14 protein-coding genes, 7 tRNA genes and 1 pseudogene are annotated in these 21835 nt (G+C 64.0%); 6 read left to right on the top strand and 16 right to left on the bottom strand.

Translation table 11 applies throughout. The annotated features are described in order from the left end of the window. Positions 1-74: 74 nt before the first annotated feature. The 13 genes and pseudogenes from ACW7G1_RS05315 to ACW7G1_RS05255 all read right to left on the bottom strand — a co-directional run bounded on the left by ACW7G1_RS05315 (position 75) and on the right by ACW7G1_RS05255 (position 9944). Positions 75-2051: a peptidyl-prolyl cis-trans isomerase gene (locus ACW7G1_RS05315; RefSeq protein ID WP_456978675.1), complete on the bottom strand. Its 1977-nt coding sequence runs from the start codon at positions 2049-2051 to the stop codon at positions 75-77. Positions 2052-2169: 118 nt separating this feature from the next. Further along, a tRNA-Asp gene (locus ACW7G1_RS05310) sits at positions 2170-2246 on the bottom strand. A gap of 28 nt (positions 2247-2274) precedes the next feature. Next, positions 2275-2349, bottom strand: a tRNA-Val gene (locus tag ACW7G1_RS05305). Between the two features lie 47 nt (positions 2350-2396). Continuing rightward, positions 2397-2675, bottom strand: a pseudogene (locus ACW7G1_RS05300) (HU family DNA-binding protein); the annotation flags it as partial. A gap of 215 nt (positions 2676-2890) precedes the next feature. Next, positions 2891-5335, bottom strand: coding sequence for an endopeptidase La (gene lon, locus ACW7G1_RS05295; protein ID WP_456978674.1), 2445 nt, complete (start codon positions 5333-5335; stop codon positions 2891-2893). Positions 5336-5568: 233 nt separating this feature from the next. Beyond that, entirely contained in the window at positions 5569-6861 is a 1293-nt protein-coding gene (gene clpX / locus ACW7G1_RS05290) for an ATP-dependent Clp protease ATP-binding subunit ClpX (RefSeq protein WP_456978673.1), read from the bottom strand. A 205-nt stretch (positions 6862-7066) separates the two neighbouring features. After that, positions 7067-7693 (bottom strand): ATP-dependent Clp endopeptidase proteolytic subunit ClpP, encoded by a 627-nt coding sequence (gene clpP, locus ACW7G1_RS05285; RefSeq protein WP_456962048.1) that lies wholly within the window; start codon positions 7691-7693, stop codon positions 7067-7069. 87 nt (positions 7694-7780) lie between these two features. After that, positions 7781-9091, bottom strand: coding sequence for a trigger factor (gene tig / locus ACW7G1_RS05280; RefSeq protein WP_456978672.1), 1311 nt, complete (start codon positions 9089-9091; stop codon positions 7781-7783). Between the two features lie 263 nt (positions 9092-9354). Beyond that, positions 9355-9441: transfer RNA gene (locus tag ACW7G1_RS05275), tRNA-Leu, on the bottom strand. Positions 9442-9493: 52 nt separating this feature from the next. Then, a tRNA-Lys gene (locus tag ACW7G1_RS05270) sits at positions 9494-9569 on the bottom strand. A 79-nt stretch (positions 9570-9648) separates the two neighbouring features. After that, positions 9649-9725: transfer RNA gene (locus ACW7G1_RS05265), tRNA-His, on the bottom strand. Between the two features lie 33 nt (positions 9726-9758). Continuing rightward, positions 9759-9835: transfer RNA gene (locus ACW7G1_RS05260), tRNA-Arg, on the bottom strand. Between the two features lie 32 nt (positions 9836-9867). Continuing rightward, positions 9868-9944, bottom strand: a tRNA-Pro gene (locus tag ACW7G1_RS05255). 134 nt (positions 9945-10078) lie between these two features. Between ACW7G1_RS05255 and ACW7G1_RS05250 the strand changes: the two genes are divergently transcribed. Then, positions 10079-10834, top strand: coding sequence for a Bax inhibitor-1/YccA family protein (locus ACW7G1_RS05250; RefSeq protein WP_456978671.1), 756 nt, complete (start codon positions 10079-10081; stop codon positions 10832-10834). Positions 10835-10927: 93 nt separating this feature from the next. On the opposite strand, the gene ACW7G1_RS05245 is transcribed toward ACW7G1_RS05250, so the two are convergent. The 3 genes from ACW7G1_RS05245 to grxC all read right to left on the bottom strand — a co-directional run bounded on the left by ACW7G1_RS05245 (position 10928) and on the right by grxC (position 13881). After that, entirely contained in the window at positions 10928-12259 is a 1332-nt protein-coding gene (locus tag ACW7G1_RS05245) for a Na+/H+ antiporter NhaC family protein (RefSeq protein ID WP_456978670.1), read from the bottom strand. A 185-nt stretch (positions 12260-12444) separates the two neighbouring features. Next, complete coding sequence (locus tag ACW7G1_RS05240; RefSeq protein ID WP_456978669.1) at positions 12445-13452, bottom strand: isocitrate dehydrogenase; 1008 nt, start codon at positions 13450-13452, stop codon at positions 12445-12447. 135 nt (positions 13453-13587) lie between these two features. Beyond that, positions 13588-13881 carry a glutaredoxin 3 gene (gene grxC, locus ACW7G1_RS05235; protein ID WP_456978851.1) on the bottom strand — a complete coding sequence of 98 codons (294 nt, stop codon included), beginning with the start codon at positions 13879-13881 and terminating at the stop codon, positions 13588-13590. A 300-nt stretch (positions 13882-14181) separates the two neighbouring features. Here grxC and ACW7G1_RS05230 point away from each other — a divergent pair, with 300 nt between their 5' ends. The 5 genes from ACW7G1_RS05230 (at position 14182) to ACW7G1_RS05210 (ending at position 21806) form a co-directional block, all read left to right on the top strand. Further along, the gene (locus ACW7G1_RS05230) at positions 14182-15759 is read left to right on the top strand and encodes a M48 family metalloprotease (RefSeq protein WP_456978668.1); all 1578 of its coding nucleotides are present in this window, start codon (positions 14182-14184) and stop codon (positions 15757-15759) included. A gap of 139 nt (positions 15760-15898) precedes the next feature. Then, on the top strand, positions 15899-16606 hold the full coding sequence (gene phoB, locus ACW7G1_RS05225) for a phosphate regulon transcriptional regulator PhoB (protein WP_456978667.1): 708 nt from the start codon (positions 15899-15901) through the stop codon (positions 16604-16606). Between the two features lie 66 nt (positions 16607-16672). After that, positions 16673-18061: a phosphate regulon sensor histidine kinase PhoR gene (phoR, locus tag ACW7G1_RS05220; protein WP_456978666.1), complete on the top strand. Its 1389-nt coding sequence runs from the start codon at positions 16673-16675 to the stop codon at positions 18059-18061. 77 nt (positions 18062-18138) lie between these two features. Further along, positions 18139-20259, top strand: coding sequence for a polyphosphate kinase 1 (ppk1, locus tag ACW7G1_RS05215; protein WP_456978850.1), 2121 nt, complete (start codon positions 18139-18141; stop codon positions 20257-20259). Positions 20260-20276: 17 nt separating this feature from the next. Next, the gene (locus ACW7G1_RS05210) at positions 20277-21806 is read left to right on the top strand and encodes a Ppx/GppA phosphatase family protein (protein WP_456978665.1); all 1530 of its coding nucleotides are present in this window, start codon (positions 20277-20279) and stop codon (positions 21804-21806) included. Positions 21807-21835: the final 29 nt, after the last annotated feature.

The raw sequence follows: 21835 nt of genomic DNA, 5'->3' as shown, positions 1-21835 counted from the left end.
AGCACCGGGAACTGAAGCCGCGCAAACTGAAACCACGAGATCCAGTCCGGCGCCAGGCCGGACTGGATCTTTTTTTACAGGTTCTGCTCGATCACCTTGACCTGCATCCGCTGACGCAACGTCTTGATCAACGCCTGCACATCCTCGATCCCGGCCACCTGGGAGAGCTGTTGCCGCATGATCTCGCGCTGTTGCGGCGGCAATTGCTCGTCACTCCCCGCCGCCACCTTGTCCACGGTAAACAGGACAATCCGGTTGTCGTCCAGCACGTCGTAGCCACCGGCAACCTTTCCTTCGGCAGCTGCCTGCACGGCGAAAATTGCTTCCGACACACCGTCAGCAATCAGCGGTGCGCCGCGCGGCACCCCGGGGATCACCTGTGGCTCGGGCAATTGCTCGGCAGCCACCAATACGGCAAGGGACTCACCACCATCCAACCGGGCAAGGAGGGTCTCCGCACGCTTGGCAGCCGCCTGCTGCGCCTGGTCAGCCTTGAGGGCCGCGACCACATCGCTGCGCACCTCATCCAGTGGTCGTGCATGCTCGGGCTGGTGACTTGTCACCCGGAGCCATACGTTGTGACCAGGCTCGATCTCGATCGGATCGCTGACGGTGCCGTCCTGGACCAATGTCTCGGAGAACGCCGCACGCTTGAGCGCCGGATTCGCCGCCAGGCCTTCGCTGGCTTGTTCGTTAAACGGACCCAACTGCTGGACTGAAAGGTTCGCCGCCTCCGCCGCCGGCTCAAGCACGCCGGGGCTTCGCAACACCGCATCCACAACACGGCTGGACAGGTCGTTGAACATGCGGTCACGTTCCGCAGTGACCTGCTCGAGCGCCAATGCATCGCGGACGTCCTCGAAGGACTCCCGCGCGCCAGCCTTGACCTCACGCAACTTGATCACATGCCAGCCAAACTCGCTCCTGACGGGCTCGCTGACCTGGCCAGGCTCCAGTGCGAACAACGCGTCCTCGACGGCACCGGGCATCATGCCTTTGCCAATCCAGCCCAGGTCCCCGCCGCTGGCCCTGGAGCCACTGTCATCACTGTTGGCCTCCGCGAGCGCGCCGAAGTCGGCCCCTTCCGCGCCGGCCTTGGCGGCAAGTTCACGCGCCTTGGCCTCTATCGCCGCGGCGTCCGCGCCTTCGTCGACCTGCAACAGGATGTGCGATGCGAGGCGCTGCTCCGGTTCGGCGAACTTGTCCTGTTGCTCTTCGTAGAGCTGGCGCAAGGTCGCTTCGTCGGCCGGCGGCGGTTCCGGCATCGCCTTGCGATCCAACGAGATGTACTCGACAGAGACGCTCTCGGGCGCAATGTAATCGACCGCATGCGCGTCGTACCACGCTTGGATCTCGGCCGGCGTCGGCTCGGCATCCGCAGCGGACGCTTCCGGTGCGGGCACGACCACCAGGCTCACGTCACGCCGCTCGCCCATCAGCTTGACCAGACGTGCCATCTCGCTGTTGGTAATGAAGTTGCTGCCGGCGATCGCGTTGGCCAGCAGGCTTTGCTTCAGGCTTTGGCGCACCATCGCATCGAACTGCGCCGGCGACTGCGCGGGCACCTGCGACGCCAGCGCAAGCTGGTAACGCTGCGGGTCGAATTTGCCGTCGACCTGGAACGCCGGGATCTGCTGGATCTCGTTGCGCACCATCGCATCACTGATGGCGATGCCTGAGGCGTCGGCGGCCATGGTCTGGACGCGCTGGCTCACCAATGAATCCAGAACCGCGAGCTTGTTGGAGGTCTCCGCGAAATCGCGCGAGTCGAACGCGTCGCCCTGTGCCGTGCGTTGCTGCTGGCGCACCCGTTGGAACTGGTCCTGGAACTCGTTGGTCGTGATCTCCTCTTGACGCCACAACACCGACACCGGCCAGAACGACGGAGCCGACGTCCACCAGGCAGGCGGTGCCTTGATGACGGCCACAGTGGAACTGCTGCCCTGGACCATGTACTGGTCCAGTCCAAACAGGGCGAAGGGGACGATCAACACGCCCATGATCGCCATGGCGATCCAGCCAGTAGTTTTGTCTCGGAGTTTTTGCAGCATGATCCCGTCGCGTCGAGTGCGGAAGCCGTACAGTTTAACGTGCTTGCGCGCCGAAAGTCGGGCCGCCCCATGCTAAAAAAAACAGGCCCCTCGATTGCTCGAGGGGCCTGGGTATAAATGGCGGAGTGGACGGGACTCGAACCCGCGACCTCCGGCGTGACAGGCCAGCATTCTAACCAACTGAACTACCACTCCGCACTTGGAACTCTGTCGACCCGGTGCTTGGTGGGTGCTGAGGGTTTCGAACCCCCGACCCTCTCCGTGTAAAGGAGACGCTCTACCACTGAGCTAAGCACCCTGCGTGCAGTGCCGATGCCAGAACATGCACATCGGCGGGCGAGCCACTTAGTTTACAGCGTCTTTTAGTGCTTTGCCAGCCTTGAAAGCCGGATTTTTCGATGCCTTGATCTTGATGGCTTCGCCGGTCTTCGGGTTGCGGCCCTGACGAGCAGCGCGCTCGCGAACCTGGAACGTGCCGAAGCCAACCAATGTGATCGTGTCGCCCTTCTTCAGCGTTTTGGTAATGACGCTGACCATGGCGTCCACGGCGCTGGCAGCGTCGGTCTTGGACAGTTCTGCAGCGTCGGCGACGGCAGCAACAAAATCACCCTTATTCATGCGTTTGGACTCCTGAGCGGATCGAGAACCGCGAAATTGAGAATCGGAATGCTACCGCGCGCAGCAGTACCCCGATCGACCTTGCCGCATCACAGTCCCGCGTGGGCGATGCGATGCGGCTCCCCGTCGTTATACCAGTGGGGTTTTACTCACGCAAGGCGGAAACCCAGCAACGACGCGGGTTTCAGCCCATTTTGCGTAATATTCGGCAACCTGGACGATCAATGCTTGACGTCTGCACGCGTGACAGGCTTGCGTTTTGAGGGTGGCGGGGGCCCATCTTGCTGGGGCGGCGCCATGGGGACGAGGGGGCGCTCCAATGCGATGTCGAGCACTTCGTCGATCCAGCGTGCGGTCAGGATTTTGAGGCCATCGGTCACGCTCTTGGGCAAATCGACCAGATCCTTCTTGTTCTCCTCAGGAATGATCACCGTGGTGATCCCGCCGCGCAGCGCTGCCAGCAGCTTTTCCTTGAGGCCGCCGATCGGCAGGACGCGACCGCGCAGGGTGATTTCACCGGTCATCGCTACCTCGGCCCTGACCGGGTTCCTGGTCAGGGTCGACACCAACGCCGTCGTTATCGCGATCCCGGCGCTGGGGCCGTCCTTGGGCGTCGCGCCTTCGGGCACGTGAATGTGGACATCCTGCTTGTGCAGGAAATCCAGGTCGATCCCCAACCGCTCGGTGCGCGCACGCACCACCGACAGCGCCGCCGAAGCCGACTCCTTCATGACGTCACCCAGTTGGCCAGTCAGCAGCAGCTGACCCTTGCCCGGTACCAGCGTGGTCTCCACCTGCAACAACTCGCCGCCAACCTCGGTCCATGCAAGGCCGGTGACCAGTCCGATTTCGTTGTGCTCCCCGGCGCGCCCGAAGTCGAACTTGCGAACGCCCAGATACTTGTCCAGATTCTTCGAGCTGACGGTAAGTGCCGTCTTCCTGGCGGCGGGCTTCGGTCCGGCGAGCGCAATGTCCTTGACCACCTTGCGGCAGATCTTGCCGATCTCCCGCTCCAGATTGCGGACGCCGGCTTCGCGCGTGTAATAGCGCACGATGTCGCGCACCGCCGATTCGGCCACCTTCAACTCGCCAGGCCTCAGCCCATTGGCCGTGAGTTGCTTGGGCAGCAGATAGCGCATGGCGATACTGAGCTTCTCCTCCTCGGTGTAACCGGGGATCCGGATCACCTCCATCCGATCGAGCAACGGACCCGGGATGTTGAGGGTGTTGGAGGTGGCCACGAACATCACCTCGCTCAGGTCCAGGTCAACTTCCAGGTAGTGATCGTTGAAGGCGTGGTTCTGCTCGGGATCAAGCACCTCCAGCAACGCCGAGGACGGATCGCCGCGGAAATCCATCGACATCTTGTCGATCTCGTCGAGCATGAACAACGGATTCCTGGTGCCCGCCTTGCTCAGGTTCTGCACCACCCGGCCCGGCATGGAACCGACATAGGTCCGGCGATGGCCGCGGATCTCGGCCTCGTCGCGCACCCCGCCCAGCGACATGCGCACGAACTTGCGGTTGGTCGCCCGCGCGATCGATTGGCCCAACGAGGTCTTGCCCACGCCCGGTGGCCCGACCAGGCACAAGATGGCGCCCTTCATCCGCTTCACCCGCGTCTGCACCGCCAGGTACTCCAGGATGCGTTCCTTGACCTTCTCCAGCCCGAAATGGTCCGCGTCCAGCACATCCTGGGCCGCCGACAGATCCTTGCGTACCTTGCTGCGCTTCTTCCACGGCACCCCCAGCACCCAGTCCAGGTAGTTGCGCACCACGGCGGCCTCGGCCGACATCGGTGACATCTGCTTGAGCTTGTTGAGCTCGGACTTGGCCTTTGCCTCCACCGGCTTGGGCATGCCGGCCGCGGCGATCTTCCGGGTCAGCTCCTCGATGTCGTTGGGCGCGTCGTCGATGTCGCCCAGCTCCTTCTGGATCGCCTTCATCTGCTCGTTGAGGTAGTACTCGCGCTGGCTCTTCTCCATCTGGCCCTTGACCCGGCCGCGGATGCGCTTCTCCAGCTGCTGGACATCGATTTCACCGTCAACCAGGCCCACCAGTTGTTCCATCCGGGCTCCGATGCCGTGGGTTTCCAGCAGCGTCTGCTTGTCACTGACCCGCGCGCCAAGATGGGCGGCGATGGTGTCGGCCAGGCGACCGGGCTCCTCGATGCCCGACAAGGTCTGCATCAACTCTGGCGGCAGCTTGCGGTTGGTCTTGACGTACTGCTCGAACAAGCCCATCAGCGAGCGCATGATCGCCTCGATCTCACGTTCATCGCGATCGGTTTCGGGCGCAATGACGCGAGCCTGCCCGGTGAGCGTGCCGTCCACCTCCACGACCTGTTCGACCCGCACCCGCGACACGCCCTCCACCAACACCTTGATGGTGCCGTCGGGCAGCTTCAGCAGCTGCAACACATGGGCCAGGGTGCCGATCTCGAACAGATCCTCGGCGCCGGGGTCGTCGGTCTCGGCACTCTTCTGCGCGACCAACAGGATCTGCTTGTCCGCCGCCATGGCCTGGTCGAGTGCCTGGATCGATTTGTCGCGCCCGACAAACAGCGGAATCACCATGTGCGGGAACACGACGACATCGCGCAGCGGCAACACCGGCAAGTTGAGCAGTTCGCCCGCGGGGGGCTGGATATCGGTGGATCGGGTCATGGGAACTCCGGGTCGTACAGACAGCCGTGCCAATCAGGCACGGTCGGTAAAAAGAGGATGCACCGGATTTGCCGGTCATGGACTGGGTTATGGGGGCCGGCGCGGAAGGTTGCAAGAGAACCCGATCCGTCTGGGTCGCACTGGTCAGCAAACCCCCAAACAAATCAGCCGCTTGCATGGGCAAGCGGCTGATCTGGACAAACTGGGGGCTGCGCCGGTTTAGCTGCGCCGGTTCAGTCGCCCGCCGCCGCCTTCTGCGGGGCCACCGGCGGCGCTTCGTAGATCAGGTAGGGCTCGGTCTTGTGCTCGATGACGGACTCATCCACCACGACCTTGCTGACGTTCTCCAGCGACGGCAACTCGTACATCGTGTCCAGCAACGCAGACTCGACGATCGTGCGCAGTCCGCGCGCGCCGGTCTTGCGCTTGAGCGCCTTGCGCGCGATCGCCACCAGCGCATCAGGGCGGAACTCAAGCTCCACCCCTTCCATGTCGAACAGCTTCCTGAACTGCTTGGTGATCGCGTTTTTGGGCTCGGTCAGGATCGTAATCAATGCCTCCTCGTCCAGCTCCTCCAGGGTCGCCACCACCGGCAGCCGACCGACGAACTCGGGGATCAGGCCGAACTTGATCAGATCCTCGGGTTCAACCTCGGCCAGCACCTTGCCGATCTCGATCTTGCGCTCGCTGGACTTGACCTTGGCGCCGAAGCCAATGCCGCCGGCCTCGGTGCTGCGCTGCTGGATGATCTTGTCCAGCCCGGCGAACGCGCCGCCGACGATGAACAGGATGTTGCGGGTATCGACCTGCAGGAATTCCTGCTGAGGATGCTTGCGCCCGCCCTGCGGCGGCACGCTGGCCACGGTTCCCTCGATCAGCTTCAGCAATGCCTGCTGCACGCCCTCGCCCGAGACGTCCCGGGTGATGGACGGGTTGTCGGACTTGCGCGAGATCTTGTCGATCTCGTCGATGTAGACGATTCCCTGCTGCGCTTTGTCGACGTCGTAGTCGCACTTTTGCAGCAGTTTCTGGATGATGTTCTCGACATCTTCGCCGACATACCCGGCTTCGGTCAGGGTCGTTGCATCAGCCATCGTGAACGGCACGTTGAGCATCCGCGCCAATGTCTCGGCCAGCAATGTCTTGCCCGAACCGGTGGGCCCGACCAGCAGGATGTTGGACTTGGCCAGCTCGACATCGTCGTTCTTCTGCCGGCTCTCGATGCGCTTGTAATGGTTGTACACCGCGACCGCGAGGGTGCGCTTGGCGCGCGTCTGGCCGATCACATACTCGTTCAGGACTTCCAGAATTTCCTTCGGCTTGGGCAGGTGGCTGCGCGCCGACTGGGCCTTTTCCTCAAGCTCCTCGCGGATGATGTCGTTGCACAGCTCAACGCATTCGTCGCAGACGAACACGCTGGGGCCCGCAATCAGCTTGCGCACCTCATGCTGGCTCTTGCCACAGAACGAGCAATAGAGAATTTTGTTGCTGTCGCCGGTGCTCCGGCCCTGTCGGTCATCGGTCATGCGCTTGCCTGAATGATCATTTGCCGGATACGCCGTGGCGCGACCATCGCGTCGCGGCATAGCCAGAGTGCTTCGGCCCGAGAATAGCACAGCGTACCAAGCCGCTTCCGGCGTGGTTCCGTGCTAATAAATCGTCCGGGAATCAGCGGTTTAGCGGCCCATCCAAGCTCGGCCGGGCGCCATCTGCGGGATGCGGATCGTGCGCTCAATTGGCCTGGATCGACTCTTCCGGGCGCCGCTCCAGCACCTCGTCGATCAGCCCGTAGTCGCGCGCCGCCTCGGCGCCCTTGAAGTTGTCGCGTTCGGTATCACGCGCAATCGTCTCCAGCGCCTGACCGGTGTGCCTGGACAGCACCTCGTTGAGCTTCTGCTTCAACGCCAGGATCTCGCGGGCGTGGATCTCGATGTCGCTGGCCTGGCCCTGGAAGCCGCCGAGCGGCTGGTGGATCATCACCCGCGAGTTGGGCAGCGCGTAACGCTTGCCCTTCGCGCCCGATGCCAGCAACAGCGCCCCCATCGAGGCCGCCTGGCCGACGCAGATCGTGCTCACGTCCGGGCGGATGTACTGCATGGTGTCGTAGATCGCCATGCCGGCGGTGACCACGCCACCGGGTGAGTTGATGTAGAGGCTGATGTCCTTTTCGGGGTTCTCGGCCTCCAGGAACAGCATCTGGGCAACGATGACGTTCGCCACGTGGTCGTCGATCGGACCGACCAGGAAGATCACCCGCTCCTTCAGCAGCCGCGAATAGATGTCATAGGCGCGCTCGCCGCGGCTGGTCTGTTCGACCACCATCGGAACGAGGTTGAGGGCTTGGGTCTTGTTATCCATCGAGACGAACCTTGGCTGCTGTTGTAGGAGTTGGCCCAGTCGACTTGGGGCCGACCAGGCCAAAGCGCAAGACGCGCCGGGGGAATACTACTGGCGGATCGCGTCGGTGAAGGCCAGTGGCTGCTCGGTGTGCTGCGCACGCTCGGCGATCCAGTCGATCACCTGCTCCTCCATCACCCGGCCCTGCAAACCGGACATCAGCTGGCGATCGTTGCGGTACAGATCGATCACCTGCTGTGGCTCCTCGTAAGTGGAGGCAATCAGGTTGAGCGTCTCGTTGACCCGTTTGGGATCCAGCTTGAGTTCGTTGCGACGCGCGACCTCTCCGACCAGCAGGCCCACCAGGACCCGCTTGCGAGCAGGCTCCAGGAACCTCTGATGGGCATCGGCAGGCAACTCGACGTTGCCGCCCTGGCGGCGCGCCTGCTCCAGGGCCTGGTTGGCCATGTCGCGTGCCTCGTTCTCGACCAGCTTGGGAGGCATCTCCGTTTCCGAGTAGGCAGCGACCAACTGCTCGCCCACCTCCCGCCGCAGACGGTTCATCAACGCACCCTTGAGCTCACGCTCCAGGTTGCTGCGGATGTCGCTGCGGAACTGCTCCGGCTCGCCACTGTTGATGCCGAAGCTCTTGATGAATGCCTCGTCCACTTCCGGCAGGTTCGGCTCCGACACCTTGCCCACCTTCAGGTCGACGGCAACGGTCTTGCCGGCAAACTGCGGCACCCGCCAATCGGCCGGGAAATCGATCTGCGCCTGCTTCTGTTCGCCCGCCTTCATTCCCACCAGGGCCGACTCGATCGCCGGCATCATCGTGCCGGACCCGATAACGGTGGTCCCGCGCTCGACACCCTCGGCCGGCATCCGCTCGCCATCGACGGTGGAGAACGTTTCCAGTTCGACCGCGTCATCGGCCTTTGCGCCGCGCTCGACCACGTCCCAGGTGCGCCGTTGCAGGCGCAGGTTGGCGATCATGGTGTCGATATCGTCGTCCTTCACCTCCGAGGTGTGGCGCGTCACGTTGAGCTTTGCCACGTCGACATCACCGAAGTCCGGCACCACCTCGAAGGTCGCGACGAACGCCAGGTCATCCGCGTCGTTGACCGGCTCGATGGCCGGATTGCCGGCAATCTGCAGCGACTGCTCGCGTACCGCCTCGCCGAAGCTGGAGCGAACCAGGCCGTCGAGCACCTCGGCGCGAACCTGCTTGCCGAAGCGCTGCTCGATCACCTTGGCCGGAATCCTGCCGGGGCGGAAACCCTTGATCTTTGCGCCACGCGCTATCTCGCGCAGGCGGCCACCCACCTCGCTCTCGAACCGGTCGGCCGGGAGATTGAAGGTCATGCGGCGTTCAAGGGTACCGAGCGATTCGACCGAAACACTGTTTTCTACGGCGGGCATATCCACTCCTGCAACCGCGGTCGTCGACCCCGGCAAAAATGTTTGATGTACGAATTGTCGATGGGCTGGCGGGCCAGGCAGGCAGCCCGCGCCCGCGGCGGAACGCAACAGTTTGGCTGATTCCGGGCGCGGCCGCCAGTTTTTTAGTGAAGCGCAGCAGTACGGATGGGGCCGCCGGGAGCACAAAGCCGCCCCGCCAACGGACAGCACGCTACTCGCGAGCGCTCGCCGGACCTACCGGGCTGTTCAGCCTCTGCATGGGCTGGTGCGAAAGGCGGGACTCGAACCCGCACGAGGTCACCCTCACTGGCACCTAAAGCCAGGGCGTCTACCAATTCCGCCACTTTCGCCTGGGGGCAAAGAAAAAAGGCACCCGGAGCGATCCCGGGTGCCTGATGTTACTGGTGGGCCGTGAAGGATTCGAACCTTCGACCTATTGATTAAGAGTCAACTGCTCTACCAACTGAGCTAACGGCCCGCTGTTACGTGGCACGACTACATGTACATGGAGCTTGTGCGGCACGAAATTGTACAGGAACAATCCGTGCAAAAAACAGTGGGGTGGAAGACGGGACTCGAACCCGCGACCCTCGGAATCACAATCCGATGCTCTAACCAACTGAGCTACATCCACCACAGCAAAAACGTGAAGCTATTGTCGCATGACTGGTGCGCCCGGCAGGACTCGAACCTGCAACCACTGGCTTAGAAGGCTAGTGCTCTATCCGGTTGAGCTACGGGCGCCTGCGAACATGATACCGGCGCCGTTTACCAAGTGGTCGGGGCAGAGGGATTCGAACCCCCGACCCTCTGGTCCCAAACCAGATGCGCTACCAGACTGCGCTATGCCCCGATCCGGGCTTCGGCAAACGCACACGGCGCTGCAGAAGGCCGGCCATTCTGTGCCCCGGTTGTGCTGCTGTCAACTTCAAACGCGCTTGCTGCGTGTATGCTGGGCTACCGATAAAAACGCCCCAGGGGGCTTGCATGATCCGTAGTGGCAATCCGGCTCTCAAGGAGTCGACCTTCCTCGATCTTGGCAGCGGCGCGATCGTTCGCGACGATGGCAACGTAATGACCCTGAACGGGACGGTCAACAAGACCGGCCTGCTGCTGTTGCTGTGTGTGTTGACGGCCGCATTCGCCTGGAACCAGGTGGCGACCCCGGCAGGGATCGTTGGCGCGGGGCCTTACATATGGGGTGGCCTGATCGGCGGCCTGGTGCTGGCGATGGTCACCATCTTCAAGAAGGAGTGGGCACCGATCAGCGCACCTCTGTATGCCCTGGTCGAGGGATTGTTCCTGGGTGCGATCTCGGCGCAGTACAGCTATCTGTACGAAGGCATCGTGATGCAGGCCGTGATGCTGACCTTCGGCACCCTGTTCGCGATGTTGTTCGCCTATCGCTCCGGGCTGATCAAGGTGACGGAAAACTTCAAGATGGGCCTGGTCGCCGCAACCGGCGGCATCTTCCTGGTCTACCTGGCCAGCATGGTGCTGGGCATGTTCGGCATCCAGATCCCGATGATCCACGAGTCGGGCCTGGTCGGGATCGGCTTCAGCCTGGTGGTGGTGGTGATCGCGGCATTGAACCTGGTGCTGGACTTCGACTTCATCGAGACCGGCGTCGAGAAGGGCGCGCCCAAGTACATGGAATGGTATGGCGCGTTCGGCCTGATCGTCACCCTGGTGTGGCTGTACATCGAGTTCCTGAGGCTGCTGTCGAAGCTGCAATCGCGCTGATTCCAGCGCGCGCCGGGACAAGAAAGCCCGCTTGAAAAGAAAACCCGCTTGAAAAGAAAAAGGGGTGCTTCGGCGCCCCTTTTTTCGTGCTTGCTAGTGAACCGCCCTACCCCGGCCCGGCCACAGCATGAAGCCGATCGCGACCAGCGCGAGCAACCAGCAGTACCAGACCTTGCCGGCGATCAACAGCGGCGACAATCCCGCCAGTGAGCCGGCCAGCAGGATCTGCGCGCCGTAAGGCAACACGCCCTGGACCACGCAGGAAAAGATATCGAGCACGCTGGCGGCACGACGCGGGGACACGCCATGCCGCTGGGCAATGTCCCGGGCAAGGTCGCCGCTGACCAGGATCGCGACCGTGTTGTTGGCGGTGAGCGCGTCGCCGCCGGCGGCCAGCGCTGCAATGCTGATCTCACCGGCGCGACGGCCGGTGTGTCCACCCGCAAACCGGGCAATGGTCGCGGCGAGCCAATCCAGCCCGCCATTGGCCTTGATCAGCGCCGCCAGGCCACCAATCAGGATCGACAACAGGGTGATTTCGACCATGCTCTCGAAGCCGGCATAAATGTCGTTGGCGAAACTGATCACGTCATAACCCTCGGCCAGTACATAGCCGAACACGCCGGCAACCAACAGCCCCAAGCCAAGCACCAACACCACGTCGAGCCCGAGCAGTGCGAGCACCAGCACCACCAGGTACGGCAGCACCAGCCAGGCCGTGGCCGCTTCGGGGGCACTGATCGGCGCGACGTCGCCAACCATTGCCAGCAGTGCGGCCGTCGCCAGCGCCGCCGGCAACGCAATCTTGAAGTTCTCCCGAAACTTGTCGCTCATCCTGCACCCCTGGCTGCGTGTCGCGGCGATGGTGGTGTCGGAAATGATCGACAGGTTGTCGCCGAACATGGCGCCGCCGACCACCGCACCCAGCACCAGCGCCTTGTCGAGTCCGGCGGCATCGGCCAGGCCAATCGAGATCGGCACCACCGCGGCGATCGTGCCCATCGAGGTGCCGATCGACAGTGAGACGAAGCTGGCGACCAGGAACAACCCAGGCAGGATCAACGCCGGCGGCAACGCGCCCAGGCCAAGCGCAACCACCGCATCGACCGCGCCGATCGCCCTGGTCACGGTGGCAAACGCGCCGGCCAGCAGGAACACCAGCACCATCAGCATGACGTTGCTGTGGCCCATGCCCTCCAGCAAGGTCTCGACAGGCCTGATCCCGCGGCGCCAGGCCAACCAGGCACCGAGCGCCAACGCCGGCAAAATCGCGACCGGGGCGCGCAACTGGTAGAAGCCCATCGCCTCGCCCTGCGCGGTAAAATACAGGCCGGCGCCGAAGAACAACACGAGGAACAGCAGCAACGGGGTCAGCGCCAGTGCGCTGGGGGACGCAGTGGCCACGGCAGGGGGGGTGTCATTCATCGCTTTATCCGGATGGGATAATCAATCGCGAAGTGTGCCGGCTGCTCCGATGGCTGTCGAGCACAGGGATGGAATGCTGGATCTCACCACCCGGATAAAAAGCGGCCGCAAATAAAAAAGCGGGGCGTCCAAGACGCCCCGCTGGGTCCGAATCAACACGGCGGACTAAAAAAAAACTGGTTGGATCACAGCCGGCTGGCGATCGCCTTGGCAAAGCCCATGGTGGTGCCGCTGCCACCCAGGTCGGCAGTCAGGTTGTCACCGGCCTCCAGGGTCGCCACGATCGCCGCGCGGATCGCTACCGCCTTGTCGGTCATGCCCAGGTGGTCAAGCATCTGGGAGGCACCCATCAACAGTGCACACGGGTTCGCTTTGCCCTGCCCGGCAATGTCGGGCGCGGTACCATGCACGGCCTCGAAAATCGCCGCATCCGCACCGATGTTGGCACCCGGGGTCAGCCCCAGGCCGCCAATCAGGCCGGCGCACAGGTCGGAGATGATGTCACCGAACAAGTTGGTGGTCACGATCACGTCGAACTGTTCCGGGCGCATCACCAGTTGCATGCAGGTGTTGTCGACGATCATTTCCTCGCACTCGATCTGCGGGAACTGCGCGGCGACTTCACGCGCGGTCTTCAGGAACAGGCCGGAAGTCGACTTGAGGATGTTGGCCTTGTGCACCACGGTGACCTTCTTGCGCCCGGTCTTGACCGCCAGCTCGAACGCATAACGCACGATCCGCTCCGAACCCTTGCGGGTGGTGCGGGTGATCGAGGTCGCGCTCTGGCCGTCAGCCGCGGTTTCCTGCCCTTCGGCGCTGTAGGCGCCCTCGGTATTCTCGCGCACGGTGATTACATCCACCCCGGTCGGGAAGCGCGACCTCGTATTGGGGAATGACTTGGCCGGTCGCACGTTGGCATACAGGTCGAAGCGCTTGCGCAGCTCGACGTTGACCGAGGAAAAACCGCCGCCGACGGGAGTGGTCAGCGGGCTCTTCAGGGCAATGCGGTTCTTGCGGATCGAGTCCATGGTCGCCGCTGGAAGCAGCTCGCCGGTCTTTTCCATGGCGACCAGGCCGGCATCGGCAAACTCGTATTGCAGGCCCAGATTCATCGCGTCGAGCACGTACAGGGTGGCGTCCATGATTTCAGGACCGATGCCGTCGCCGCGGATCACCGTGATTGTCTGTGTCATTGGGGGTCTTCTTCCATCTGATGGGCGCGCCGTGCAAGACGCTGCGCCGGGTGGTTAGCCCTGCAATTATGCCGCAAGCGCCCAATGGATGGGCGCGCGGACGAGGCCGGCCATCAGATATCGTCAGTGGATCCGCTACGCCGCGCCATCCAGCAAGGGCTCCAGCTTGCCCTCGCGCTGCAGCGCCATCATCTCGTCGAAGCCGCCCACATGGGTGTCGCCAACGAAGATCTGCGGCACGCTGGTGCGCTGCGTCAAACCCATCATTTTCTCGCGGGCAGCGGAATCCAGGTCAATGCGGACCTCGGTCCACTCGCGGCCCTTGCTCTTGAGGAAGTTCTTGGCGGCGACGCAGTACGAGCAGGTCGCGCTGGTGTAGATCACGATCGGGTTGGAAGCGGGGTCAACCTGGTTCAGATCGGTGTTCAAGTCGGTGCGCAAGTCGGTTCTCCTGTGGTGAATTCGGTGTAGGCAAAAAAGCCGGATGCAACGGGCCCGGGTGGTGAACTCCGGCGAACGGGCATGGTCCAACCTGTCGCCATCGCTTGCCACACAGGCAATTCAGAGATGGGTTCAACAGCCCGTGTTCGCAAGTCGGCGGCACCCGCAGCCCCCGGCGCATCGTTCAGGCCAATTAACCGCGGATTCATTCGGCCCGGCCCGATCATCGGCATGCTGCCATTATCGACCCTTCGGCCATGCAATGGTGGCCGGTCCCAGGAGTTCCGCTTGCGCCGCATCATCGTGCTTTCCACCGCCGTCACACTGGCCTTGGCCAGTGTCTGCGCGCCTGCGCAGGATTCCTTGCCCGACATTGGCTCGTCCGCCGGTGAACTGCTGACGCCCCACCAGCAGGAGGAGTACGGCGCGATGATGTTGGCGCAACTGCGCCACTACGACTACATCCTGGCCGATCCGCTGGTCGACAGTTGGCTCACTTCGCTTGGTACCCGGCTGGGCGCCAGTAGCGACCGGTCACGACAGCCTTTCACGTTTTTCATGATGCGTGATCGCCAGATCAACGCGTTTGCCACGCTCGGCGGCTATATCGGCGTCAACGCGGGCCTGGTACTGGCCGCCCAGCGCGAGGATGAAGTCGCCGGGGTAATGGCCCACGAAATTTCCCACGTCACCCAGCAGCATGTATTGCGCGGGGTCGAGCGGGCCCAGCGCGACCAGTTGCCGATCCTGCTGGCGATGCTGGGGGCGGTCGTGGCGGCCCAGGCGGCCGGGGGTGATTCATCCGGCGAAGCGACCCAGGCGGCGATCGTCTCGGCGATGGGCCTGGCACAGCAGCGCCAGATCAACTACACCCGATCCAACGAACAGGAGGCCGACCGGATCGGCATCCAGACCCTCGCCCGCGCCGGATACGACCCGCAGGCAATGGCCGATTTTTTCACCACCATGCAGGCGAAATCTCGGGTCAATGCGGCCGGCGCCTATGACATACCCGGCTATCTGATGACCCACCCGGTCACGACCACCCGCATCAGCGAGGCGAAAGCGCGGGCGGGCCGGGTCGAAGAATCGCCGGACGGCTTCCTGGCCAGCCCGATCGCAACCGACAACCCATTGTTGCCCGACGGCCTGACGATCGGCGCGCCGGCGCACGGTGACCAGGGCACGGGCCTGTTTGGTCTTGCCCAGGAGCGCCTGCGCGTGCTCAGCGCCGACAGCCCACGCGCGGCAATCCGCGAATACGAGCAGATGACCAAGCGCGGCACGTTGGACGAGGCGCAACGGTATGGACTGGCCATCGCACGATTGCGCGCCAATGAACCGGCGGCAGCGGCCAAGCTGCTGGCGAGCTTGCTGGCGGAACGGCCGGGCGAGTTGTGGTTGAGCCTTGGACTGGCGGAAGCGGAATCGCGCAGCGGTCACCGGGAGGCCGCCGACGCGCGTTTTGGTGAACTGCTCGGACGCGCGCCCAATAACCGCGCGGTCGCTCTGACCTGGGCCGATGCCCTGCTGGAGCGCAACACGGTCGATGCGGGCAAGCGCGCGCAGGCAATACTGCGGCCACTGCTGTCACGCTCGGCGGCGGATCCGGCCTTCCAGCACACGTTCGCCCGCGCCAGTGAGATCGCCGGCGAGCCGATCCGCGCCGGCGAGGCCTATGCCGAAGCGACGTTCCTGAGCGGCCGGGCCGAACAGGCGCTGGTCCAGTTGAACACCCTGAAAAAGCGCCCCGAGGTCGATTACTACGCCCGCGCCAGGATCGAGGCGCGAATCGCCCAGATCACACCCATCGTGTTGGAGCTCCATCGCCAGGGCATCCACGACCAGGTATTTGACCGCCGGTAGGCAAGGCGATCGGCGCAACACGCTGTCATGTGCACGTTGTCACGTGCCTGTAACGAAACGGTAGTGTACTGGGATGACTCCGGGATCCATGGTCGATGACCAGCCGATCCCGGCGCCCACTCCTCGTCACTGGTGAGCCGTGCAGAAGAACATCCTGATTGTCGAAGACGAACCCGCCATCCGGGACATGGTCGCTTTTGCCTTGCGCAAGGGAGACTACAACCCGGTCCATGCCGGTGATGCGCGCCAGGCCCAGGCGGCGATCGCCGACCGCGTGCCCGACCTGATCCTGCTGGACTGGATGCTGCCCGGAACCAGCGGCCTGGAACTGGCGCGACGCTGGCGCAAGGACGCGTTGACCCGGGAAGTCCCGATCATCATGTTGACCGCCCGTGGCGAGGAGAACGACCGTGTCGGTGGCCTGGAGGCCGGCGTCGACGACTACGTGGTCAAGCCGTTTTCGGCACGCGAGCTGTTGGCCCGTATCCGTGCGGTACTGCGTCGCTCACGCGAGGATGACGAGGACGGCAGTATCAGCGCCGGATTATTACGTATCGACGGTGCCGCCCATCGTGTCTTCGCCGGTGTCGGCGGCGAGGAACAAGCGGTACAGATCGGACCCACCGAATACCGGCTTTTGCACTTCTTCATGACCCACGCCGAGCGGGTCTATTCGCGCAGCCAGCTGCTCGATCATGTCTGGGGCGGCAGCGTATACGTGGAAGAGCGCACCGTGGACGTGCACATCCGCCGCCTACGCAAGACCCTGGAACCGTACACGCTGGACGGCATGATCCAGACCGTTCGCGGCACCGGATACCGGTTTTCGGTATCCGCCGACGGTTGACACCGTAATGGCCGGGTCTGACCGCCCTGCGCTGCACCACAACACCATCTGTTGGATACTCCGGCCATGACTTCGCGCGTACGCACTGCCTGGTTCCGCACGATTGGCCTGCTGTGCCTGTTGCTTGCCATTACGGCCGCGTTTGGTTTGGCAATCGGTTATCCGTGGCCCGTCGTGACCGTGGCCGCGCTGGCCCTGGTGGGCTGGCATTACTGGCGTTTGCACCGCGTGCTGTCACGGCTGAGCGCGCGCCGGCGGCAGCCGCCTGCCGGCGGACCTGGTCCGTGGAACGAACTGGACCGGATGCTGTACCGCGGCCAAGCCGAGATGCGTGGCCGCAAGCGACGACTGGTGGAGATGTTGCGCGCCTATCGCGCTGCGGCCGCGGCATTGCCCGATGCCATCGTGGTGGTCAATCGCAACAGTCAGCGGATACTGTGGTTCAACGAGTCCAGTACTCCACTGCTGGGACTGCATTACCCCGACGATATCGGTCTCCCACTGGCGCAACGACTGCAGCCGCTGCCGCTCGCCCACTGGCTGGCTGCCGGTCGCCATGCCGAGTCGCTCGAGGTGGTCGCCCCGACCAGTCCGTCGATGCGCCTGAGTCTGCGCCTGATCCCATACTCGGAGGACCTCTGGCTGCTGGTCGCCCGCGATGTCAGCCGGCTGCTGCATCTGGAACAGATGCGCCGGGACTTCGTCGCCAACGTCTCCCACGAGCTGCGCACCCCCCTGACCGTCATCCATGGGTACCTGGACATGATCGAGCAGGATGAGCACCCGGAGCTGGCGCCCATATTCACCGAGATGCAACGCCAGTCACAACGCATGGCCCAACTGGTCGAAGACCTGTTGACCTTGTCACGGCTGGAGTCGCAGGACAGCTTGCCGGCGGAAGAGCCGGTATCAATGGACGCGATGCTGGCCACCCTCAAGCGCGAGGCTGTCGCACTGAGCCAGGGCCGACACCAGATCAGCGTGGAAGACGACGCCGGCGTGGACCTGTGGGGGTCGAGCAAGGAGCTGCATAGTGCATTTTCCAACCTGGTCAGCAACGCAGTGCGCTACACGCCATCCGGTGGCGAGGTGACGATCCGCCTGCGCGCCACCACCCCGGCATCGGGCTACGGGCTCGATACCCCGCCGGCGGGGCGCACGATGACGGGCCTGGTGCTGGAGATCCGCGACACCGGTTACGGAATCCCGGCAACGCACTTGCCGCGCATCACCGAGCGCTTCTACCGGGTATCTACCAGCCGCTCGCGCGACAGCGGCGGGACCGGTCTGGGACTGGCCATCGTCAAGCACATACTGCAGCTCCACCAGGCGCGCCTGGAGATCAACAGCGAGGTTGGTCGTGGCAGTACCTTCGCCTGCCACTTCGGTGCAGAGCGGGTACGTCTGCGCGAGACATCAAGCGGCGGCCTGCACGCCAACGAGTTGCATGCATGACTACCCCAGCCAATGACCGCCTGCCGGCCAACCCGGCGCCGGAACACCGGAAAGGCGAGCCGACACCGCCAACGCATATCCCGCTGGAGCAGGTCGCACCCGAACACGCGCCGCTCGATGTGGGCCTGTACACCGACGTGGCCGACAACGACCCGCTTCGGGACCCCTCGTTGTACTTCAATCGCGAATTGTCCCAACTGGACTTCAATTTCCGGGTGCTCGCACAGGCGCAGGATTCGCAGGTGCCCTTGCTGGAGCGCCTCAAGTACCTGTGCATCAGTTGCACCAACCTGGACGAGTTCTTCGAGATCCGTGCCGGCACCTTGCAGCACGCACAGGACCTGGGACTGGTCGCCGGCCCCGATGGCCTGTCGCCAAACGCGGTGCTGGCGCGCATCCATGACCGTGCCGCCGAACTGGTCGACGCCCAGTACGATTGCTGGAACACGGTGTTGCGACCGCAGCTCGATGCCGCCGGCGTACGGGTCCTTGCCCGCGGCAGCTGGGATGCCCGTCAAACCCGCTGGCTGCGCGCGTACTTCCGCAATGAAGTCATGCCGGTACTGTCGCCGCTGGGGCTGGATCCGGCACACCCATTCCCGAAAATCCTCAACAAGTCGCTCAATATCGTGGTGGTGTTGAGCGGCCAGGATGCATTCGGCCGCAAGGGCGACCTGGCGATCGTACGTGCACCGCGCTCGCTGCCACGAATCATCCAGGTCCCGCAAAAGATCAGCGGCGGGCCGAATGACTTCGTGTTCCTGTCGGCGGTGCTGTCGACCTTCGTTGGCGAATTGTTCCCGGGCATGGAGATCAAGGGCGCATACCAGTTCCGGGTCACCCGCAATTCCGAGCTGTTGGTCGACGAGGAGGAGGTGGACAACATCGCCCTGGCCCTGCGCGACGAACTGGTTGGCCGTGGCTACCTGCGCGCGGTGCGGTTGGAGATCGCCGAGCAATGTCCCGCCCCGATCGTGCGCAGCTTGCTGGACAAGTTCGACCTGCCCGCGAATGCGGTGTACCGGATAAAAGGCCCGGTCAACCTCAACCGGGTGATCCAGGTGTACGACCTGGTCGAGCGCCCCGACCTGAAATTCCCGCCATTCCAGCCGCGCCAGCTGCCGGGCAGTGATCGCATCTTTGCCACCGTGGCCAAAAGTGACGTGCTGCTGCACCACCCCTTCGATGCGTTCACGCCGGTACTGGACATGCTGCGCCAGGCCGCCGAGGACCCGGCAGTACTGGCGATCAAGCAGACCCTGTACCGCTCGGGCAAGGATTCCTCGATCGTGGAGGCGCTGATCCAGGCTGCCCGCAACGGCAAGGACGTCACCGCCGTGGTCGAGTTGCGCGCACGATTTGACGAAGAGGCCAACCTGGGTTTCGCCGACCGCCTGCAGGAAGCCGGGGTACAGGTGGTCTACGGCGTGGTCGGTTACAAGACCCATGCCAAGATGCTGCTGGTGGTCCGGCGCGAAGGCCGGAAGTTGCGTCGTTACGTGCACCTGGGCACCGGCAACTACCACGCTGGCACGGCCCGGCTTTACACCGACATCGGCCTGATCACCGCCCACCCGGAGATCGGCAACGACGTCCACCTGATCTTCCAGCAGCTGTCCGGACTGGCGCCGTCGATGACCCTCAAGCGCCTGTTGCAATCGCCTTTCACCTTGCATGCCGGGGTATTGCAACGGATCGACCGCGAAACCGCGAATGCACACACGGGCAAGCCCGGCCGGATCATCGCCCGGATGAATGCACTCAATGAGCCTCGGGTGATACGCGCGTTGTATCGCGCATCGCAGGCGGGCGTGCAGATCGACCTCATCGTGCGCGGCGCCTGCACCCTGCGACCGGGCGTGCCCGGCGTCAGCGAGAACATCCGGGTACGCTCCATCGTCGGGCGGTTCCTGGAGCATGGCCGGGTCTACTGGTTCGGCAATGATGGCCAGCCGGAACTGTTCTGCGCCAGCGCCGACTGGCTGGAGCGCAACCTGCTGCGGCGGGTCGAGAGCTGCTTCCCGATCCTCGACCCGGCCCTGGCCGAGCGGGTGTTCGATGAGGCCCTGGACAACTATCTGGACGACAACCTCAACGCCTGGTCGCTGCAGTCCGATGGTGACTACGCGCGGGTGCCGCGGCCCGACCATCAACCACCCCATTCGGCCCAGGCTTGCCTGTTGGCCAAGTTGTGCTGACGAAGGGCCATCGCGACATGCCGGATATAGTCCCGACCGCGGCCATGCCGTTACGTGATGGCGACCTGCTGGCCGCAATCGACCTGGGCTCCAACAGCTTCCACATGGTGGTTGCCCAATACCTGCTGGGGCAGCTGCGGGTGGTTGATCGCCTGCGCGAGACCGTACGGCTGGCCGAGGGGCTGGATGGACGCGGGGCGCTATCGGCCGAGGTCCGCCAACGTGCCTATGCGTGCCTGTCGCGTTTTGGCCAGCGCATCCGCGACATCCCACCGCAGCGCGTCCGCGCGATCGCGACCAATACCGTGCGCCGCCTCGCCGTCCCGCAGGCGTTCCTGATGCCGGCAGAGAGCGCACTGGGCCACGGGATCGAGGTGGTCGCCGGCCGCGAGGAAGCCCGCCTGATCTACCTGGGCGTCGCCCACGCGCAACCTTCCAAGCCAGACCAACTACGGCTGGTGCTCGACATCGGTGGCGGCTCCACCGAATGCATCATTGGCAGCGGTTTCGAGGCGATCGAGCGCGAGAGCCTGCAACTGGGTTGTGTTGCCACCACGCGGCGCTATTTCGGCGACGGAAAGCTCACCGAAAAGCGCTGGCGCGAGGCGTTGATCGAGGTCACCGCCGAGTTCCAGCAGTTTGCCTCCACCTACCGCGCCGTGGGCTGGGATGACGCGATCGGCACTTCCGGGACCAACAAGGCCATCGGTGAGATCTGCGCCGCAATGAAATTGAGCAAGGGCGCCATCCTCGCCGATGCCCTGCCCCAGGTCCGCGACCGCTTGCTGCAGGCCGGCAGGATCGAGGCGATCAAGCTACCCGGTCTGTCCAGCGAGCGCCGCGAGGTGATTGCCGGGGGCGTGCTGGTGCTGGAAGCGGCTTTCGATGCGCTCGGTTTGCAGCGGCTGGCGACCAGCAAGGCCGCCCTGCGCGAGGGCGTGTTGCACGACATGCTCGGTCGCGGCGGCGCGGATGATCCGCGCGACGCCTCGGTGGATGCCCTGATGGTGCGCTACGGGATCGACACCGCCCAGGCCGCGCGCGTGGAGACCACCGCGCTGCGGTTGTTCGATCAACTCGCGCCGGCCTGGCAACTGGACGTCGACGACCGGCTGATGCTGATCCGGGCGGCGCGCCTGCATGAGCTGGGGCTGACGATCGCTCACAGCCAGTACCACGTGCACAGCGCGTATGTAGTCGAGTACACCGACATTGCCGGTTTTTCGCGGCAGCAGCAGCAGTTCCTGGCAGCGCTGGTACGCACCCAGCGGCGCAAGATCCCCAAGCACGTGTTCGACGCCCTGCCCGACCGCCTGCTGCCTGCCGTTCGCCACACCTCGGCGTTGCTTCGGCTGGCGGTGCTGATCCACCGCGCGCATGAGGCCGACCCGATTCCGCAACTCGACGCTCATGCCAGCGCGGATTGTCTGACCCTGACCTTCGCCCAGCGCTGGCTGCAGGCGCGTCCGTTGCTGCGGGCGGATCTGGATGGCGAGCCTGACGACATCGCCGCACTGGGCATCGCCCTGAGCGTCGAAACGACATGACTTGCCGGGGGCAGCACCCTGATCGCTTG

The sequence above is a fragment of the Lysobacter sp. A378 genome, assembly GCF_054052125.1.
This window is presented reverse-complemented; position numbering and strand designations above follow the sequence as displayed.